Genomic DNA, 14,429 nt, shown 5'->3' on the forward strand with positions numbered 1-14,429 from the left:
AGTCAGCGAGTAATCGCGCTGTGTCCGTTTCACACCTTGTCCCATCGGGTTCTCCATTTATTGGGGGGAAAGGTGTAAACCATATTCAGGACGGGGCAGACAGAAATAAAAAAGCCACACCGGTTGGTGTGGCTTTTGTTTAGGGGGTCAACCCGGGTTGCTTAGGGGCGACCGGCCGGGCAGGTGGCCACGTTGACGGCGGCAGTGCTGCCACCATGACGACCTGATGTGCTCACTTCGTTGCGTACCAGCGGCGGGTAGTTAACCGGCTCACGAGCAGGCAGGGCAGGGGCTTCGGCAGGGGTTGCCATCGGCGCGGATGCTTTGCGGGCACGAGCCAGCAGGCCGGCACCGTGAGATACCTGTTTGGTAACGACCGGAGTCTCTTCCACCGCAACGGCAGCGACAGGAGCCGGGGCTTCGACAACAGCAACTGGCATTTCGACTGCAGCCGGTACAGCTTCTACGACAGGGGGGCTGACAGCAGGGGCTTCTTCAACAACCGGAGCGGTTTCAACCACGGTAGCGGCAGTCTCGTCTACAGCGGGAGCGGCGACAACGGCAACTTCCGGCTCTGCTGCAACCACGACTTCTGCGACAGCTGCAACAACCGGGCTAGCGATCACATCGGCTTGAGTTGCTTCGACCTGGGCAGCAGCCTGCTCGGCAGCTTCTTCAGCAACGACTTCGACAACCACATGCTCGGTCAGTGCCGCAGAGGCTTGCAGGGCTGCAGCGACGGCTTCAGCGCTCGGGATGGTAACAACAGGCACTACCGGCTCTTCAACCTGCGCTTTGGCAATATCTGCCTGGGCTGCGGTGGTCAGAGTGGTGGAATCTTGCTGTTCTTCGTCACGCTGGCTGCGGGCATCTTCATTGATGCGCTTGCGGCGCTGACCTTCGATACGCTGGCTGCGCGGAGTGCGGCGTGAACGGCGCTGGCCTTCACTCTGCTCTTCCTGCTCGTTACCCACGGTAGCATCGATCACTTCAGCTTGCGCTGGTACTTCGTCAACCGGCAGGGCAGGGGTGTCAGCAGCGGCGACATCGACGCGGATCTGCTTGCGCAGTTGGCGACGTTCGCGGCGCTCTGCTACTTTCTGCTCTTTTTCCTGACGTGGCTGGGCGGCAGTTGCATCAACGGCGTCTACCGCTTCAACAACGACTTCGGCGCGCGGCTCACGGGGTGCTCGAGGTTCACGGGCCGGACGTGGTGCACGTTCCTGGCGCGGTTCGCGAGGCTCTCGTTCCTGACGGGGTTCACGTTCCATGCGCTGCTCGTTGCGCACTTCGCCACGAGCTTCACGTTCCTGACGAGGCTCGCGCTCTTTACGTGGACGGCGATTGCGGTTTTCACCGGCTTCGCGGTTGCCACCTTCACGCTTCTCGCCAGCTTCCGCATTGTTGCGGTTGCCACGATTGTCGTCACGACGAGGACGCTGACCACGGCCACGACCTTCTTCGCGCTGGTGACGCTGACCTTCATCCTTGCGTGCTTCACGAGCTGCAGGTTTCTCGGCGGGCGCTTTCACATCGGCAGGGGCTGCATCGCTGCTGAACAGGCCGGTAATGCCTTTGATTAGCTTGCTGAAGAAGCCGGCTTCGACAGGGGCCGTAGCAACGGGTGCCGCCGGTTGGTGCGGTGCAACAGGAGCCGGTTGTGCCGGTTGGGCAAAGCCTTGCAGCAGCGGTTGCTCACGCTCGATCACCTGAGCTTGCTTCGGTTGGTAGACCGGCTTGGCAATCTCGGTTTTCAGCTCGTAGCTGGCCGCTTCCGGGATCTCGTTCTGACGAATGCGGGTTACTTCGTAGTGCGGGGTTTCCAGATGCTGGTTCGGAATGATGTAAACACGCACATCATTGCGCTGCTCCAGACTGGCGATGGCGGCACGCTTCTCGTTAAGCAGATAGGCGGCAACATCCACCGGCACCTGGCCGTGAACCTGCTCGGTATTGTCCTTCATGGCCTCTTCTTCGATGAGACGCAAGATGGACAGGGCGAGAGATTCGTTGTCACGAATCACGCCTTGGCCCTGGCAACGGGGGCAGATATGGCTGCTGGACTCGTTGAGGGAGGGGCGCAGACGCTGGCGAGACATCTCCAGCAGGCCGAAACGGGAGATCCGACCCAGCTGGATGCGGGCACGATCCTGATGCACCGCTTCACGCAGACGGTTTTCCACTTCGCGCTGATGGCGAACCGGGGTCATGTCGATGAAGTCGATTACGATCAGGCCACCCAGGTCGCGCAGACGCAATTGACGGGCAATTTCGTCGGCCGCTTCCAGGTTGGTTTGCAGCGCAGTCTCTTCGATATCGCCGCCCTTGGTGGCGCGGGAGGAGTTGATATCGATGGAGGTCAGTGCTTCGGTCGGATCGATAACGATGCTGCCGCCGGAGGGGAGGCGCACTTCACGCTGGAAGGCTGATTCAATCTGGCTCTCAATCTGGAAGTGGTTGAACAGGGCAACTTCACCCTTGTACAGCTTCACACGGTTGAGGAAATCGGGACGTACCAGCTCGATATGGGCTTTGGCGCGTTCGAAAATCACCGGATTGTCGATCAGGATCTCGCCCACATCGCGACGCAGATAGTCACGGATGGCACGCACGATGACGTTGCTTTCCTGGTGGATCAGCACCGGCGCAGCGCGCTCCTGGGAGGCCTTGTGGATGGAGTCCCAGTGGTTGAGCAGGACGTTCAAATCCCACTCCAGCTCTTCCGGAGACTTGCCTACACCGGCAGTGCGCACGATCAGGCCCATGCCTTCCGGCACGGTCAATCCGCTCAGGGCTTCTTTCAGTTCAGTCCGCTCATCACCCTCGATGCGGCGGGAGATACCACCGGCACGGGGGTTGTTGGGCATCAGTACCAGGTAGCTACCTGCCAGGCTGATAAAGGTGGTGAGGGCTGCACCCTTGGTGCCACGCTCTTCCTTGTCGATCTGGACGATAACTTCCTGACCTTCGCGGACCACTTCTTTGATGTTGGGACGACCCTGATAGGAGTAACCGGAGGGGAAGTAATTGCGGGCGATCTCCTTCAACGGCAGGAAACCGTGGCGCTCGGCGCCGTAATCAACAAAAGCAGCTTCAAGGCTGGGTTCTACGCGGGTGATCTTACCCTTGTAAATGTTCGCTTTCTTCTGCTCGTGTCCCGGACTTTCAATATCCAAATCGTAGAGCTGTTGTCCGTCAACCAGCGCTACGCGCAACTCCTCTTCTTGAGTTGCGTTGATAAGCATTCTTTTCATTGAGTTCTCATTATTGTGTCATTTTGATTTCCTCCATCAGGGTCCTGCCAGCGCCGGCCTCGGGTCTTCAGCATACTGGGGCAACCTCCCGGTTGGGGTATGCATGAGGCGCAAACTAAGGGCGTTCTGGTCATCACTTCTCGAGAAGGAATGAATAAGGATGCCGAAATGGAGACAAATAAACGGTGATGTTTGTGTTCTCCATGCGTTGTACCTCGCACCCGGGAACCGTCATGTTCTTGTATACACGGTGTTTCGGGATTGGGTGGCATACTTTTTGGCCACTTAGTACAAGGCTTGAACACAATGACAAAACCTTGTTTATTATCCCATTTAAACCTCTTTTATAGCAAGGCGCCATTTTTCAACAAACCATGCAGCCAAGGGGCGCTGGCAGTGTTAAAATCCGCGCCATGACACAGATACAACAACAAGTGCAGCTGCTCACCATCGAAGCTGAGCATGACGGGCAGCGCATCGACAATTTTCTCAAGACTCAGCTAAAGGGCGTCCCCAAGAGCCTGATCTATCGCATCCTTCGCAAAGGTGAAGTGCGAGTAAACAAAAAGCGCATCAAACCGGAGTACAAACTCTGCGCAGGTGATGAGGTGCGGGTGCCCCCCGTGCGCGTTGCCGAGAAGAATGAGCTGCCTTCGGCAAACCTCGGGGTTATCCAGCGTCTGGAGAGCCAGATCCTGTTCGAAGACGATGCCATGATCGTGCTGAACAAGCCCTCCGGCATGGCAGTACACGGTGGCAGCGGCCTGAGCTTTGGCGTGATTGAAGGGCTGCGAGCCCTGCGGCCGGAAGCCCGTTTCCTCGAACTGGTTCATCGACTGGATCGCGACACCTCTGGTGTATTGCTGGTTGCCAAAAAACGCAGCGCCCTGCGCAGCTTACATGAGCAGTTGCGCGTCAAGACCATGCGCAAGCAGTATCTGGCGCTGGTTCGCGGCAAATGGCAGGCTCACGTCAAGGTGGTCAACGCACCGCTACGCAAAAACGATCTGCAATCCGGTGAACGGGTGGTACGGGTCAGCGCTGATGGCAAACCCTCTGAAACCCGTTTCCGTATCGTGCGTCAATTTGCCGAAGCGACCCTGGTCGAGTGCAGCCCCATCACCGGTCGTACCCACCAGATCCGGGTGCACACCCTGCATGCCGGTCATCCGATCGCCTGTGACGATAAGTACGGTGAAGCGGCGTTTGACGAGAAAATGCGCAGCCAAGGGCTGAAACGGCTCTTTTTGCATGCCTGGAAGCTCAGTTTCACCCATCCGGCCGATGGTCGCGAGATGCAGGTAGAAGCGCCGCTGGCACCTGAACTCGACAACTTCCTCAACGGCTTGCCACGCTGATGCAGGATATCCGGCTCGCCATTTTCGATTGGGATGGCACCCTGATGGATTCGGTGGGCCGGATTGTTGCCTGTGTTCAGGGGGCCGCCAGAGATTGTGAGCTAGCGGTACCTGCACCAGCCCAGATCCGGCAGATCATCGGATTGAGCCTTGATGTCGCCATGTCCCGTCTGTTCCCTTTATGTAGCGACAGTGGCGCCGCCATTGATGAGCGCCAGATTGTCGCACTCATCGATCGCTATCGTTATCACTATCTGCACGGCACCACTCCCAGCCCGCTGTTTGCCGGGGCAGGGGAGTTGCTGCATGACTGGCGGTCACGAGGGCTGCAATTGGCCGTCGCTACCGGGAAATCGCGCCGTGGGCTGGAGCGGGTATTGGATGAAACCGGGCTACGCCCGTTGTTTGTGGCTAGCCGAGGGGCCGATGAGGCCCGCTCCAAGCCTGATCCGCTGATGCTTGAGCAGATCCTGAACGAGTTGGGGCTGTCACCCCGGCAGGCGGTGATGATCGGCGACTCTGTTCACGATATGGCGATGGCCGAGGCGATCGCCATGCCGCGAATTGGCGTCACTTGGGGTGTGGATAGTCGGGATGCCCTCAGTCGTCACGGACCTGTGGCGGTGGTGGACTCCATGACGGCTCTTCGCGAGCTGTTGTAGACGCCTCTTTTTAACAGACATCAATCTGATTGATAACAGAAGCCCGGTCTATTGACCGGGCTTTTTATATCCTCGATCTAGCTTATCTATTTTTACCCGCAATCAGGGCAGGGCAATACCGTGGCGCTCCAGCAGCTCGATCAGGCCGATCAGTGGCAGACCGATCAAGGCGTTAGGATCGCGCCCCTCCAGCCCCTTGAACAGCACTATGCCCATCCCTTCACATTTGAAGCTGCCTGCACAATCTAGGGGCAATTCAGCCTCTACATAGCGGCGAATGGCGGCTTCATCGAGGTTGCGAAAATGGACGGTGAAAGGTTCCACCAGTTGATGAGCCTCACCGGTTGCGGCATTTACTACGCACAGGCCGGTGTAGAAGGTGACGCTGCGACCTTGAGCTGCCATCAGCTGGGCGATGGCATTGTCGATGGTGCCCGGTTTGCCGAGGATGTTACCATCGCAGACACACACCTGATCAGATCCGATGATCAAGCCGTGATCACGATGTTGGGCGACAGCATCTGCCTTGGCATGGGCCAGCCTGGCCACCAGCGCCTCGGCGGATTCGCCAGCCAGTGGTCGTTCATCCACATCGGGCGCGGCACATTCAAAGGGGAGGCCGAGCTTCTCCAGCAGGGCTTTGCGATAGCGAGAAGTTGAGGCGAGGATCAGATTCTGTGGCATAATCAGGTACCGATGAAAGCGAGTACCGGCATTCTAGGGACTTGTGACGTTAAAATCATCGGCGGTAAGGACTTTTTCCTTTGACTATCAGTTGTTGGACCTATATTATTCGCGCCCTATGCAAAAGGTGAAGTTGCCCGTTAAGGTTGATCCAGTCCGTAGTGCCTTGAAGCTGCTCGATTACATCGGGATAGTGGAAAAGTCGCAGATGCCCAGGCTGGAGGAATCAACCGCTGGCTTGCAGAGTGATATCGAGGTATCACTGCACTTTGGCAAAGATGTCCAGAAGTTGACCGTTATGAAAGGCACTGCCCATGCCAAGGTTGACCTGGTTTGCCAACGTTGCGGAGAGACATTCGAACACCTCTGTGAAGCTGAATTTATCTACACTCCGCTGTTCGAAAGAACAAACGAGGAAGAACTGCCGGAAGCTTATGAGCCCATTGAGTTGGACGAAAACGGCGAGATAGATCTTCATCAAATCCTGGAGGATGAACTCATCCTCTCGTTGCCTCAAGTCGCAATGCATTCTCTGGATGCATGCCCGAGAGGAAACATGGAGATGACCTGGGGTGAAATCGAACCTGCTGATGAGCGGCCGAATCCCTTTGCAGTTCTTGAAGAGCTTAAACGTAAGTGAATTTAGGAGTTAGCCTACAATGGCCGTACAACAGAACCGTAAAACCCGTGCCAAGCGTGGCATGCGTCGTTCCCACGATGCGCTGACCACCGCTGCCCTGACTGTTGATCAGACCAGTGGCGAAATTCATCGTCGTCACCACGTGACTGCCGATGGTTTCTACCGCGGTAAAAAGGTAATCGCTTAAGGATTGCCTTTGTCTACGCAAACTGTCGCGCTAGACATCATGGGGGGAGATATTGGCCCCTCGGAAACAGTGCCTGCCGCCGTGCAGGCACTGTCTCTTTTACCCCAGCTAAAACTGATCCTGGTTGGCGACCAGCACCAGACCTCTTCTCTGCTGCAGCAACATGGCTTGCTGAATCATCCGCGCGTTCGTTTCGTACATGCATCCCAAGTGGTTGGCATGGGCGATAAACCGATCGTGGCGCTGCGTACTCTGAAAGACTCCTCCATGCGGGTGGTACTCAATCTGGTGAAAGCCGGTGAGGCCGATGCCTGCGTCAGTGCCGGCAATACCGGTGCGTTGATGGCGATGGCCAAGTGCGTGCTCAAATCCCTGCCCGGGGTAGACAGACCTGCCCTTATCAAGGCGCTGCCCACATTGAGCGGCAAGCGCACCGTGATGCTGGATCTCGGCGCCAACGTCAGTTGCGATGCGGATACCTTGCTGCAGTTTGCCGTGATGGGCTCCGTCGTAGCCGAAAAGGTCGAAGGGATTGCATCCCCCCGTGTTGCCTTGCTCAACATCGGCGAGGAGGAGATCAAGGGCAATGATCTGGTACGCCACAGTGCCGAATTGTTGCGTCAGTGCCACGCGCTCAATTATGTCGGGTTCGTCGAAGGGGATCGCATCTTCAGCGGCGACAGCGACGTGATCGTCTGCGACGGTTTTGTCGGCAATGTCGCCCTCAAGACAGCAGAAGGGGTGGTGCGGATGATGGCCCAGCTGGCCGGATATCCCCGCAAGAAACGCACTTTTCTTGGCCGGATCGCCGGATTTATGTTCAAACGGCGTTTTTCTTACCTGAACCCCGACCAGTATAACGGGGCAAGTCTGTTAGGATTGCGCGGCATTGTGGTAAAAAGTCATGGGCGGGCCGAACGGCGCGCTCTGTGTAATGCGATCCTGCTGGCCGCACAAGAGGCCAAACATCAACTTCCACTGCAAATAGCAGATCGCCTTGAAGCTGTCTTCTCTGACAGGGATCTATAAGAACTCTATGCATAGCAAAATTCTGGGTACTGGCAGCTACCTGCCGAGTTCAGTGCGTACCAACGCCGATCTCGAGCAGATGGTTGAGACCAGTGATGAGTGGATCGTGGAACGCACCGGTATCCGTGAGCGCCGTATTGCCGGGGCTGACGAAACCGTTGCCACCCTCTCTTACCAGGCCGCCCTGCGCGCCCTGGATGCAGCCGGTCTGACCGCTGCCGATCTCGATATGATAGTGCTGGCCACCACCAGTGCTGAAAATGCCTTCCCGGCTGCCGCCTGCGAGCTGCAGGGGCTACTCGGCGTACCGGGCATTCCTGCCTTTGACGTGGCTGCAGCCTGCGCCGGTTTCACCTACGCACTCTCCATTGCCGATCAGTTCGTCAAATCCGGCGCTGCCCGCCATGTGCTGGTCGTCGGGGCCGATGTACTCTCCCGCATGTGCGATCCACAAGATCGCGGCACCATCATCCTGTTTGGTGACGGGGCAGGGGCTGTGATTGTCGGTGCCAGCGAGACGCCGGGTATCCTCTCTACCCATCTTCATGCCGATGGCCGTTATGGCGAGCTGCTCAAGCTGCCTCATCCCCGTCGCGGCATGCCGGGTGCCGAGCTCGAAGCCTACATGTATATGAAGGGCAACGATGTCTTCAAGGTCGCGGTCACCCGTTTGAGCGAGATCGTAACCGAGACGTTGGCCGCTGCTGGCATCGAACCGAGCGAGCTGGACTGGCTGGTGCCGCATCAAGCCAACTTCCGCATCATCAGTGCCACCGCCAAGAAGCTGGGTATGAGCCTCGATAAAGTGGTACTGACCCTCGACAAGCACGGCAACACTTCTGCTGCGTCCGTCCCTGTCGCCTTCGATGAAGGGGTGCGGGATGGCCGGATCAAACCGGGTCAGCTGGTACTGCTGGAAGCCTTTGGCGGCGGTTTTGCCTGGGGCTCGGCGCTGGTTCGCCTCTGATCTTCGGCGGGATGGTGCGCCCATCATCCCGTCACCGATTTCATTTTTGTCTTATCTAAAAGGAATCAATGATGACCCAATTTGCCATTGCCTTCCCGGGACAAGGTTCCCAGTCCGTTGGCATGCTGGCCGAGCTGGCCGAACAACATGCCGTGATCAAGGAGACCTTCGCCGAGGCGAGTCAGGTGCTGGGTTATGACCTGTTTGCCCTGGTGATGAATGGTCCGGTTGAAGATCTGAACAAAACTTGGCGCACCCAGCCTGCGCTGCTGACAGCCTCTGTCGCCCTGTGGCGCCTGTGGCAACAGCAGGGTGGGGCAACGCCTGCCATGATGGCGGGTCACAGCCTGGGTGAGTACTCCGCGCTGGTTTGCAGCGGCGCACTCGATTTTGCCGATGCGGTCAAACTGGTCGAGCTGCGTGGTCTGGCCATGCAGGAAGCGGTACCGGAAGGCACCGGCGCCATGGCGGCCATCATCGGTCTGGATAACGAATCCATCGCCGCCAACTGCGAAAAAGCGGCAGAGGGGCAGGTGGTCTCTCCGGTCAACTTCAACTCCCCGGGCCAGGTGGTTATCGCCGGTCACAAAGAGGCCGTTGAGCGCGCCAACGTGCTGATGAAAGAGTCGGGCGCCAAGCGTGCGCTGCCGCTGCCGGTCTCCGTGCCGTCTCACTGCGCGCTGATGAAACCTGCCGCAGAAAAACTGGCAGCTGCGCTGGACGGGATCGAGATCAAGGTTCCAACCATCGCGGTCATCAATAATGTCGACGTATCCTGTGAACAGGATCCGGCCGCCATCAAGCAAGCGCTGGTACGTCAGCTGTTCAGCCCGGTTCGTTGGACCGAGACTGTCGAGCGGATGGCCAATGAGGGGGTTACCCTCGAGATCGAGATGGGACCGGGCAAAGTGTTGACCGGGCTCGCCAAGCGCATCGACAAGCGCGTGGAAGGTATTCACGCCAACGATGCCGCCTCTTTCGAGCAGGCGCAGGCCCAGATCAAGTAAACAGGAGCAAGAGATGAGCTTTACCGATAAGGTTGTGTTGGTGACCGGTGCCAGTCGTGGCATCGGCCGTGCGATTGCCGAAACATTCGTGGCCCGTGGCGCGAAAGTGGTCGGTACGGCGACCAGCGAGAGCGGTGCCGAGGCGATCAGCGCCTATCTGGGCGACAATGGTTGCGGCATGGCACTCAACGTGACCAGCCAGGAATCCATCGAAGCCGTCTTCGCCGCCATCAAGGCGCGCTTTGGCGACATCGACATCCTGATCAACAACGCGGGGATCACCCGTGACAACCTGTTGATGCGGATGAAAGATGACGAGTGGAACGAGATCATCGATACCAATCTGACCTCGCTTTACCGTCTGAGCAAACCGGTGTTGCGTGCCATGATGAAGAAACGTCACGGTCGCATCATCAGCATTGGCTCCGTGGTGGGAACCATGGGCAATGCCGGTCAGGTCAACTATGCTGCCGCCAAGGCCGGTCTGGTTGGTTTTACCAAATCGTTGGCGCGGGAAGTGGCATCCCGTGGTATCACAGTGAACGCGGTTGCCCCCGGTTTCATCGAAACCGACATGACCCGTGCCCTGAATGACGATCAACGTGCCGGCATCATGAGTCAGGTGCCTGCCGCCCGTTTGGGTGATCCAAAAGAAATTGCCGCAGCTGTGGTATTCTTGGCTTCTGATGAAGCAGCCTATATCACCGGCGAAACCCTGCATGTTAATGGCGGGATGTACATGGTGTAATCAATTTGTCGTGAGATCTGTTCAAATTTGCGATAGTACGCCGAAGTTTGGCACATTTCGTGGTTTGACCAGCGGCAAGCTACTTGCAAACTCACGTCAATTGAATAAACTACCCCAACCAGACGCAAATAGCGTATTTTTAAAGGAAAATTCAGGTCATGAGCAACATCGAAGAACGCGTAAAGAAAATCATCATCGAACAACTGGGTGTTAAAGAGGAAGACGTTAAGAACGCTGCCTCCTTCGTCGACGACCTGGGCGCTGACTCTTTGGATACCGTTGAACTGGTAATGGCGCTGGAAGAAGAATTCGATACCGAAATTCCTGATGAAGAAGCCGAGAAGATCACCACTGTTCAAGCGGCTATCGACTACATCACCGCTAATCAGGAATAAGTTCCTGTTCTGAAAGAAGCGGCCCAAGGGCCGCTTCTTTTGTATTTGTTCCTTTTCAAAACACCTCTCGGAGACTACCTCAGTGTCAAAACGCAGAGTCGTGGTGACCGGCTTGGGGATGCTTTCCCCGGTGGGTAACACTGCCGAATCCAGCTGGCAAGCACTGCTCAACGGGCAGAGCGGCATTTCCCTTATCGAACACTTTGATGCCAGCGAGTTTGCAACCCGCTTCGCAGGTCTGGTCAAGGATTTCGATCCCGAGCAGTACGGTATCAACCGTAAAGACGCTCGCAAGATGGATCTCTTCATTCAATACGGCATCGCGGCCGGTATGCAGGCGCTGGATGATTCCGGGCTGACCATCAATGAAGAGAATGCCGAACGTGTCGGCGTGGCGATTGGCTCCGGTATCGGCGGTCTGGGTCTGATTGAACAGAACCACGAAAGCTTGGTCAACGGCGGCCCGCGCAAGATCAGTCCCTTCTTCGTTCCGTCCACCATCATCAATATGGTGTCCGGTCATCTTTCCATCATGAAAGGTCTGCAAGGGCCGAACATCGCTGTGACCACCGCCTGTACCACGGGTACCCATGCCATCGGTATGGCGGGCCGGATGATCGCTTACGGTGATGCCGATGTGATGGTCGCCGGTGGCGCCGAGAAAGCCTCCACCGCGATGGGGATGGGTGGCTTCGCTGCCGCCAAGGCACTCTCCAACCGCAACGACGAGCCGCAAAAAGCGAGCCGTCCGTGGGATAAAGATCGCGATGGTTTCGTGCTGGGTGACGGTGCCGGTGTACTGGTACTGGAAGAGTACGAACACGCCAAGGCCCGTGGCGCCAAGATCTACGCCGAGCTGGTCGGTTTTGGCATGAGCGGTGACGCGTACCACATGACTGCGCCTCCTGCAGATGGCAACGGTGGCGCCCGCGCCATGAAAAATGCCATCAAGGATGCGGGCATTGCCCCCGAGCAGATTGGTTACATCAACGCGCATGGTACCTCCACCCCGCTGGGTGATGTGGCCGAGCTGCGTGGCATGAAGTCGGTGTTTGGTGAGCACGCCAAATCCCTGATGGTCAGCTCCACCAAGTCCATGACCGGCCACCTGCTGGGTGCAGCCGGTGCCATCGAGGCGATCATCACTGTGTTGGCTCTGCGTGATCAGGTGGCTCCACCCACCATCAACCTGGACAACCCGGATGATGAGTGCGATCTGGATCTGGTGCCCCATGTGGCCAAGCCAGGCAGCTTCGAGTACGCCCTTTCCAACTCGTTTGGTTTTGGCGGCACCAATGGCTCACTGATCTTCAAACGCGTATAATTTGCCGCAGGGCAAAGACACAGGCCCGATACTGCCGGTATCGGGCCTTTTTTATCGGAGGGATCCCTTTGCTTATCAATGGCGTGAAGCTTGATACCATCTCGGCCCATGATCGGGGGCTGGCTTATGGTGACGGTCATTTCACCACCATGGCGGTGAGAGAAGGACAGGTATTGCTGTGGCCAGCGCATCTGGCTCGACTGCAACAGACCAATAGCCGGCTGGGATTGGTTGAACCGGACTGGGATCTCTTGACCCGGGAGGTTGAAGAGATGGTGGCCGAGCAGCCACAATGCGTGGCCAAGGTGATCCTGACCCGCGGCGAGGGGGGGCGGGGCTATGATGGCAGCGGATGTCAGCACACGACCCGGATTGTCAGTCTAGCGCCATTTCCCACTCACTATGGCCAGTGGCAACAGGAGGGGATCGAGATGGTGGTGTGCCGCCAGCGGATCGGTGATGCCCCCATGCTGGCCGGGCTTAAAACCTTGAATCGTCTGGAGCAGGTATTGCTGAAAAGCGAACTTGTCAGCCGAAATGCAGTCGAAGGGATAGTGCTTAACAGTCGCGGTTTTCTCATTGAAGGGGTCAGTGCCAATCTGTTTTGGCGTCGGGGCAAGACGGTGTTTACGCCCGATCTCGCCCGCGGTGGTGTCGATGGCATCATGCGTCGCCAGGTGATGGCGATGTTGAAACAGATGAGTATTGAGTTGCGTGTGGTAGAGGCTCCGCTGGAGTCACTATGGCAGGCGGAAGAGGTGTGGCTCACCAATACCCTGATGGGGATCGTGCCGGTCAATGGCATCGAGGATATTCACTATCCCCCAGCGGTATTGAGTCGCCGTTTACAGGAGCGTTTGGTCATTGAAGTTTAATCGGCTTTACACCCTGCTCGCGGGGGCGGCACTGACGGTAGCCGCTGCCGGGGGCTATGTACATTACAAATGGCAACAGGTAGAGACGCTCACCAACAAGGGGCCGACCCGGCTCTTTACGGTGGAGAAGGGCGCCCATGCGGCGCGCCTGATCGCCGAACTGGGTGAGGGGGAAACCAGCCCCTGGGCGGTGCGGCTCTGGCTGCGCAGCCATCCCGAACTGGTGGCCATCAAATCGGGCACCTATGAAATCAAGGAAGGGGCCCCTCTCAAGGAGACCCTTTCCCTGTTCGCATCGGGCAAGGAGTTTCACTTCAGCCTCACCTTCGTCGAAGGTTCCCGTTTCGAGGATTGGCAAAAGCAACTCTCCAGCGCCCCATACCTTGAGCGGTTGACCGTCGAGCAATCCGAAGCCGACCTGGCGCAGGAACTCGGCATCGAGAATGGCAAGCTGGAGGGTTGGTTCCTGCCGGAAACCTATGCCTATACCACCCATGCCAGCGATCTCTCGATCCTGCGTCGCGCCCATCAGGATATGGAGACTTTCCTGCAGCAGAGCTGGGAGAAACGTCAGGCCAACCTGCCTTACAAGACCCCTTATGAGGCGCTGATCATGGCCTCCATCATCGAGAAAGAGACCGGCCAGCCGGACGAGCGGGCGCAGATCGCCTCCGTATTCGTCAACCGTCTGCGTCTGGGCATGAAGTTGCAAACCGATCCCACCGTCATTTACGGGGTGAAGGATCGCTTCGATGGCAACATTCGCCGCAGCGATCTGACCGACAAGAATCCCTACAACACCTATGTGATCGACGGTCTGCCGCCCACGCCTATTGCCATGCCAGGAAAGGCCTCCATCGAAGCTGCGCTTAACCCCAAGTCGACTGATTATCTCTATTTTGTCGCCAAGGGGGGCGGTGCCCACTATTTCTCCAAGACTCTCGATGAACACAATCGGGCGGTTCGTGAATACATATTGAAGAAACCCTAATGTCTAAATTTATTGTGATCGAAGGATTGGAAGGGGCAGGGAAGAGCTCGGCCGTTCGTTATGTGACCGACTATCTGCAGCGCCACGGCATCAACCGGATCGAGTGCACCCGCGAGCCGGGTGGTACGCCACTGGCCGAGCGGATGCGGGCTATCGTCAAAGAGGTGCACGACGAGCGCCTCACCATCGAGGCGGAATTGCTGCTGATGTATGCCTCCCGGGTACAACTGGTGGAGACCCGCATCAAGCCGGCACTGGCCGATGGTATCTGGGTGGTGGGGGATCGCCACGATCTCTCCTCCCAGGCC

Annotated in this window: 15 protein-coding genes; 13 read left to right on the plus strand and 2 right to left on the minus strand. The window is 57.5% G+C overall.

The window, feature by feature from the left end; genetic code table 11:
• Nucleotides 1-161: 161 nt before the first annotated feature.
• Nucleotides 162-3,254 carry a ribonuclease E gene (rne, locus tag AB5Y82_RS06390; protein ID WP_111901120.1) on the minus strand — a complete coding sequence of 1,031 codons (3,093 nt, stop codon included), beginning with the start codon at nt 3,252-3,254 and terminating at the stop codon, nt 162-164.
• A gap of 413 nt (nt 3,255-3,667) precedes the next feature.
• Between rne and rluC the strand changes: the two genes are divergently transcribed.
• Both rluC and AB5Y82_RS06400 read left to right on the plus strand, forming a co-directional pair.
• Nucleotides 3,668-4,612, plus strand: coding sequence for a 23S rRNA pseudouridine(955/2504/2580) synthase RluC (gene rluC, locus AB5Y82_RS06395; RefSeq protein ID WP_005351815.1), 945 nt, complete (start codon nt 3,668-3,670; stop codon nt 4,610-4,612).
• Nucleotides 4,612-5,274 carry an HAD-IA family hydrolase gene (locus AB5Y82_RS06400; RefSeq protein ID WP_111901119.1) on the plus strand — a complete coding sequence of 221 codons (663 nt, stop codon included), beginning with the start codon at nt 4,612-4,614 and terminating at the stop codon, nt 5,272-5,274. The genes rluC and AB5Y82_RS06400 overlap by 1 nt, the downstream gene beginning before the upstream one ends.
• A 102-nt stretch (nt 5,275-5,376) precedes the next feature.
• Here the strand turns inward: AB5Y82_RS06400 and AB5Y82_RS06405 are convergent, their stop codons facing one another.
• Nucleotides 5,377-5,958: a nucleoside triphosphate pyrophosphatase gene (locus AB5Y82_RS06405; RefSeq protein WP_111901118.1), complete on the minus strand. Its 582-nt coding sequence runs from the start codon at nt 5,956-5,958 to the stop codon at nt 5,377-5,379.
• A 118-nt stretch (nt 5,959-6,076) separates the two neighbouring features.
• On the opposite strand from AB5Y82_RS06405, the gene yceD reads away from it, so the two are divergent.
• The 11 genes from yceD to tmk form a co-directional block, all read left to right on the plus strand.
• Complete coding sequence (gene yceD, locus AB5Y82_RS06410; RefSeq protein ID WP_005345553.1) at nt 6,077-6,598, plus strand: 23S rRNA accumulation protein YceD; 522 nt, start codon at nt 6,077-6,079, stop codon at nt 6,596-6,598.
• 19 nt (nt 6,599-6,617) lie between these two features.
• Complete coding sequence (rpmF, locus tag AB5Y82_RS06415) at nt 6,618-6,785, plus strand: 50S ribosomal protein L32 (protein WP_005300935.1); 168 nt, start codon at nt 6,618-6,620, stop codon at nt 6,783-6,785.
• A 9-nt stretch (nt 6,786-6,794) separates the two neighbouring features.
• A complete protein-coding gene (gene plsX, locus AB5Y82_RS06420; protein WP_005351844.1) occupies nt 6,795-7,814 on the plus strand; it encodes a phosphate acyltransferase PlsX in 1,020 nt (339 codons plus the stop codon).
• A 7-nt stretch (nt 7,815-7,821) separates the two neighbouring features.
• Nucleotides 7,822-8,781 carry a beta-ketoacyl-ACP synthase III gene (locus tag AB5Y82_RS06425; RefSeq protein ID WP_040065495.1) on the plus strand — a complete coding sequence of 320 codons (960 nt, stop codon included), beginning with the start codon at nt 7,822-7,824 and terminating at the stop codon, nt 8,779-8,781.
• 71 nt (nt 8,782-8,852) lie between these two features.
• Nucleotides 8,853-9,788: an ACP S-malonyltransferase gene (gene fabD / locus AB5Y82_RS06430; RefSeq protein WP_368173784.1), complete on the plus strand. Its 936-nt coding sequence runs from the start codon at nt 8,853-8,855 to the stop codon at nt 9,786-9,788.
• A gap of 13 nt (nt 9,789-9,801) precedes the next feature.
• Complete coding sequence (gene fabG, locus AB5Y82_RS06435) at nt 9,802-10,536, plus strand: 3-oxoacyl-ACP reductase FabG (RefSeq protein ID WP_005351850.1); 735 nt, start codon at nt 9,802-9,804, stop codon at nt 10,534-10,536.
• 158 nt (nt 10,537-10,694) lie between these two features.
• The gene (acpP, locus tag AB5Y82_RS06440; RefSeq protein WP_005300909.1) at nt 10,695-10,931 is read left to right on the plus strand and encodes an acyl carrier protein; all 237 of its coding nucleotides are present in this window, start codon (nt 10,695-10,697) and stop codon (nt 10,929-10,931) included.
• A gap of 82 nt (nt 10,932-11,013) precedes the next feature.
• Nucleotides 11,014-12,255, plus strand: coding sequence for a beta-ketoacyl-ACP synthase II (fabF, locus tag AB5Y82_RS06445; RefSeq protein WP_005360452.1), 1,242 nt, complete (start codon nt 11,014-11,016; stop codon nt 12,253-12,255).
• A gap of 68 nt (nt 12,256-12,323) precedes the next feature.
• The gene (gene pabC, locus AB5Y82_RS06450) at nt 12,324-13,130 is read left to right on the plus strand and encodes an aminodeoxychorismate lyase (RefSeq protein ID WP_103252010.1); all 807 of its coding nucleotides are present in this window, start codon (nt 12,324-12,326) and stop codon (nt 13,128-13,130) included.
• Complete coding sequence (mltG, locus tag AB5Y82_RS06455) at nt 13,120-14,121, plus strand: endolytic transglycosylase MltG (RefSeq protein WP_162632596.1); 1,002 nt, start codon at nt 13,120-13,122, stop codon at nt 14,119-14,121. Before pabC ends, mltG begins: the two co-directional genes overlap by 11 nt.
• Nucleotides 14,121-14,429 (plus strand): dTMP kinase (tmk, locus tag AB5Y82_RS06460; protein ID WP_368173783.1); only part of this gene is annotated, 309 nt, incomplete at its 3' end. The genes mltG and tmk, both read left to right, overlap by 1 nt.

It is taken from the genome of Aeromonas sp. s13, from assembly GCF_040907905.1.
Lineage (GTDB): Bacteria > Pseudomonadota > Gammaproteobacteria > Enterobacterales > Aeromonadaceae > Aeromonas > Aeromonas veronii.

What these genes read in the sequence shown, in the direction of transcription:
- rne (WP_111901120.1), bottom strand. Translation starts at nt 3,254, where the DNA reads ATGAAAAGAATGCTTATCAACGCAACTCAAGAAGAGGAGTTGCGCGTA.
- rluC (WP_005351815.1), top strand. Translation starts at nt 3,668, where the DNA reads ATGACACAGATACAACAACAAGTGCAGCTGCTCACCATCGAAGCTGAG.
- AB5Y82_RS06400 (WP_111901119.1), top strand. Translation starts at nt 4,612, where the DNA reads ATGCAGGATATCCGGCTCGCCATTTTCGATTGGGATGGCACCCTGATG.
- AB5Y82_RS06405 (WP_111901118.1), bottom strand. Translation starts at nt 5,958, where the DNA reads ATGCCACAGAATCTGATCCTCGCCTCAACTTCTCGCTATCGCAAAGCC.
- yceD (WP_005345553.1), top strand. Translation starts at nt 6,077, where the DNA reads ATGCAAAAGGTGAAGTTGCCCGTTAAGGTTGATCCAGTCCGTAGTGCC.
- rpmF (WP_005300935.1), top strand. Translation starts at nt 6,618, where the DNA reads ATGGCCGTACAACAGAACCGTAAAACCCGTGCCAAGCGTGGCATGCGT.
- AB5Y82_RS06425 (WP_040065495.1), top strand. Translation starts at nt 7,822, where the DNA reads ATGCATAGCAAAATTCTGGGTACTGGCAGCTACCTGCCGAGTTCAGTG.
- fabD (WP_368173784.1), top strand. Translation starts at nt 8,853, where the DNA reads ATGACCCAATTTGCCATTGCCTTCCCGGGACAAGGTTCCCAGTCCGTT.
- fabG (WP_005351850.1), top strand. Translation starts at nt 9,802, where the DNA reads ATGAGCTTTACCGATAAGGTTGTGTTGGTGACCGGTGCCAGTCGTGGC.
- acpP (WP_005300909.1), top strand. Translation starts at nt 10,695, where the DNA reads ATGAGCAACATCGAAGAACGCGTAAAGAAAATCATCATCGAACAACTG.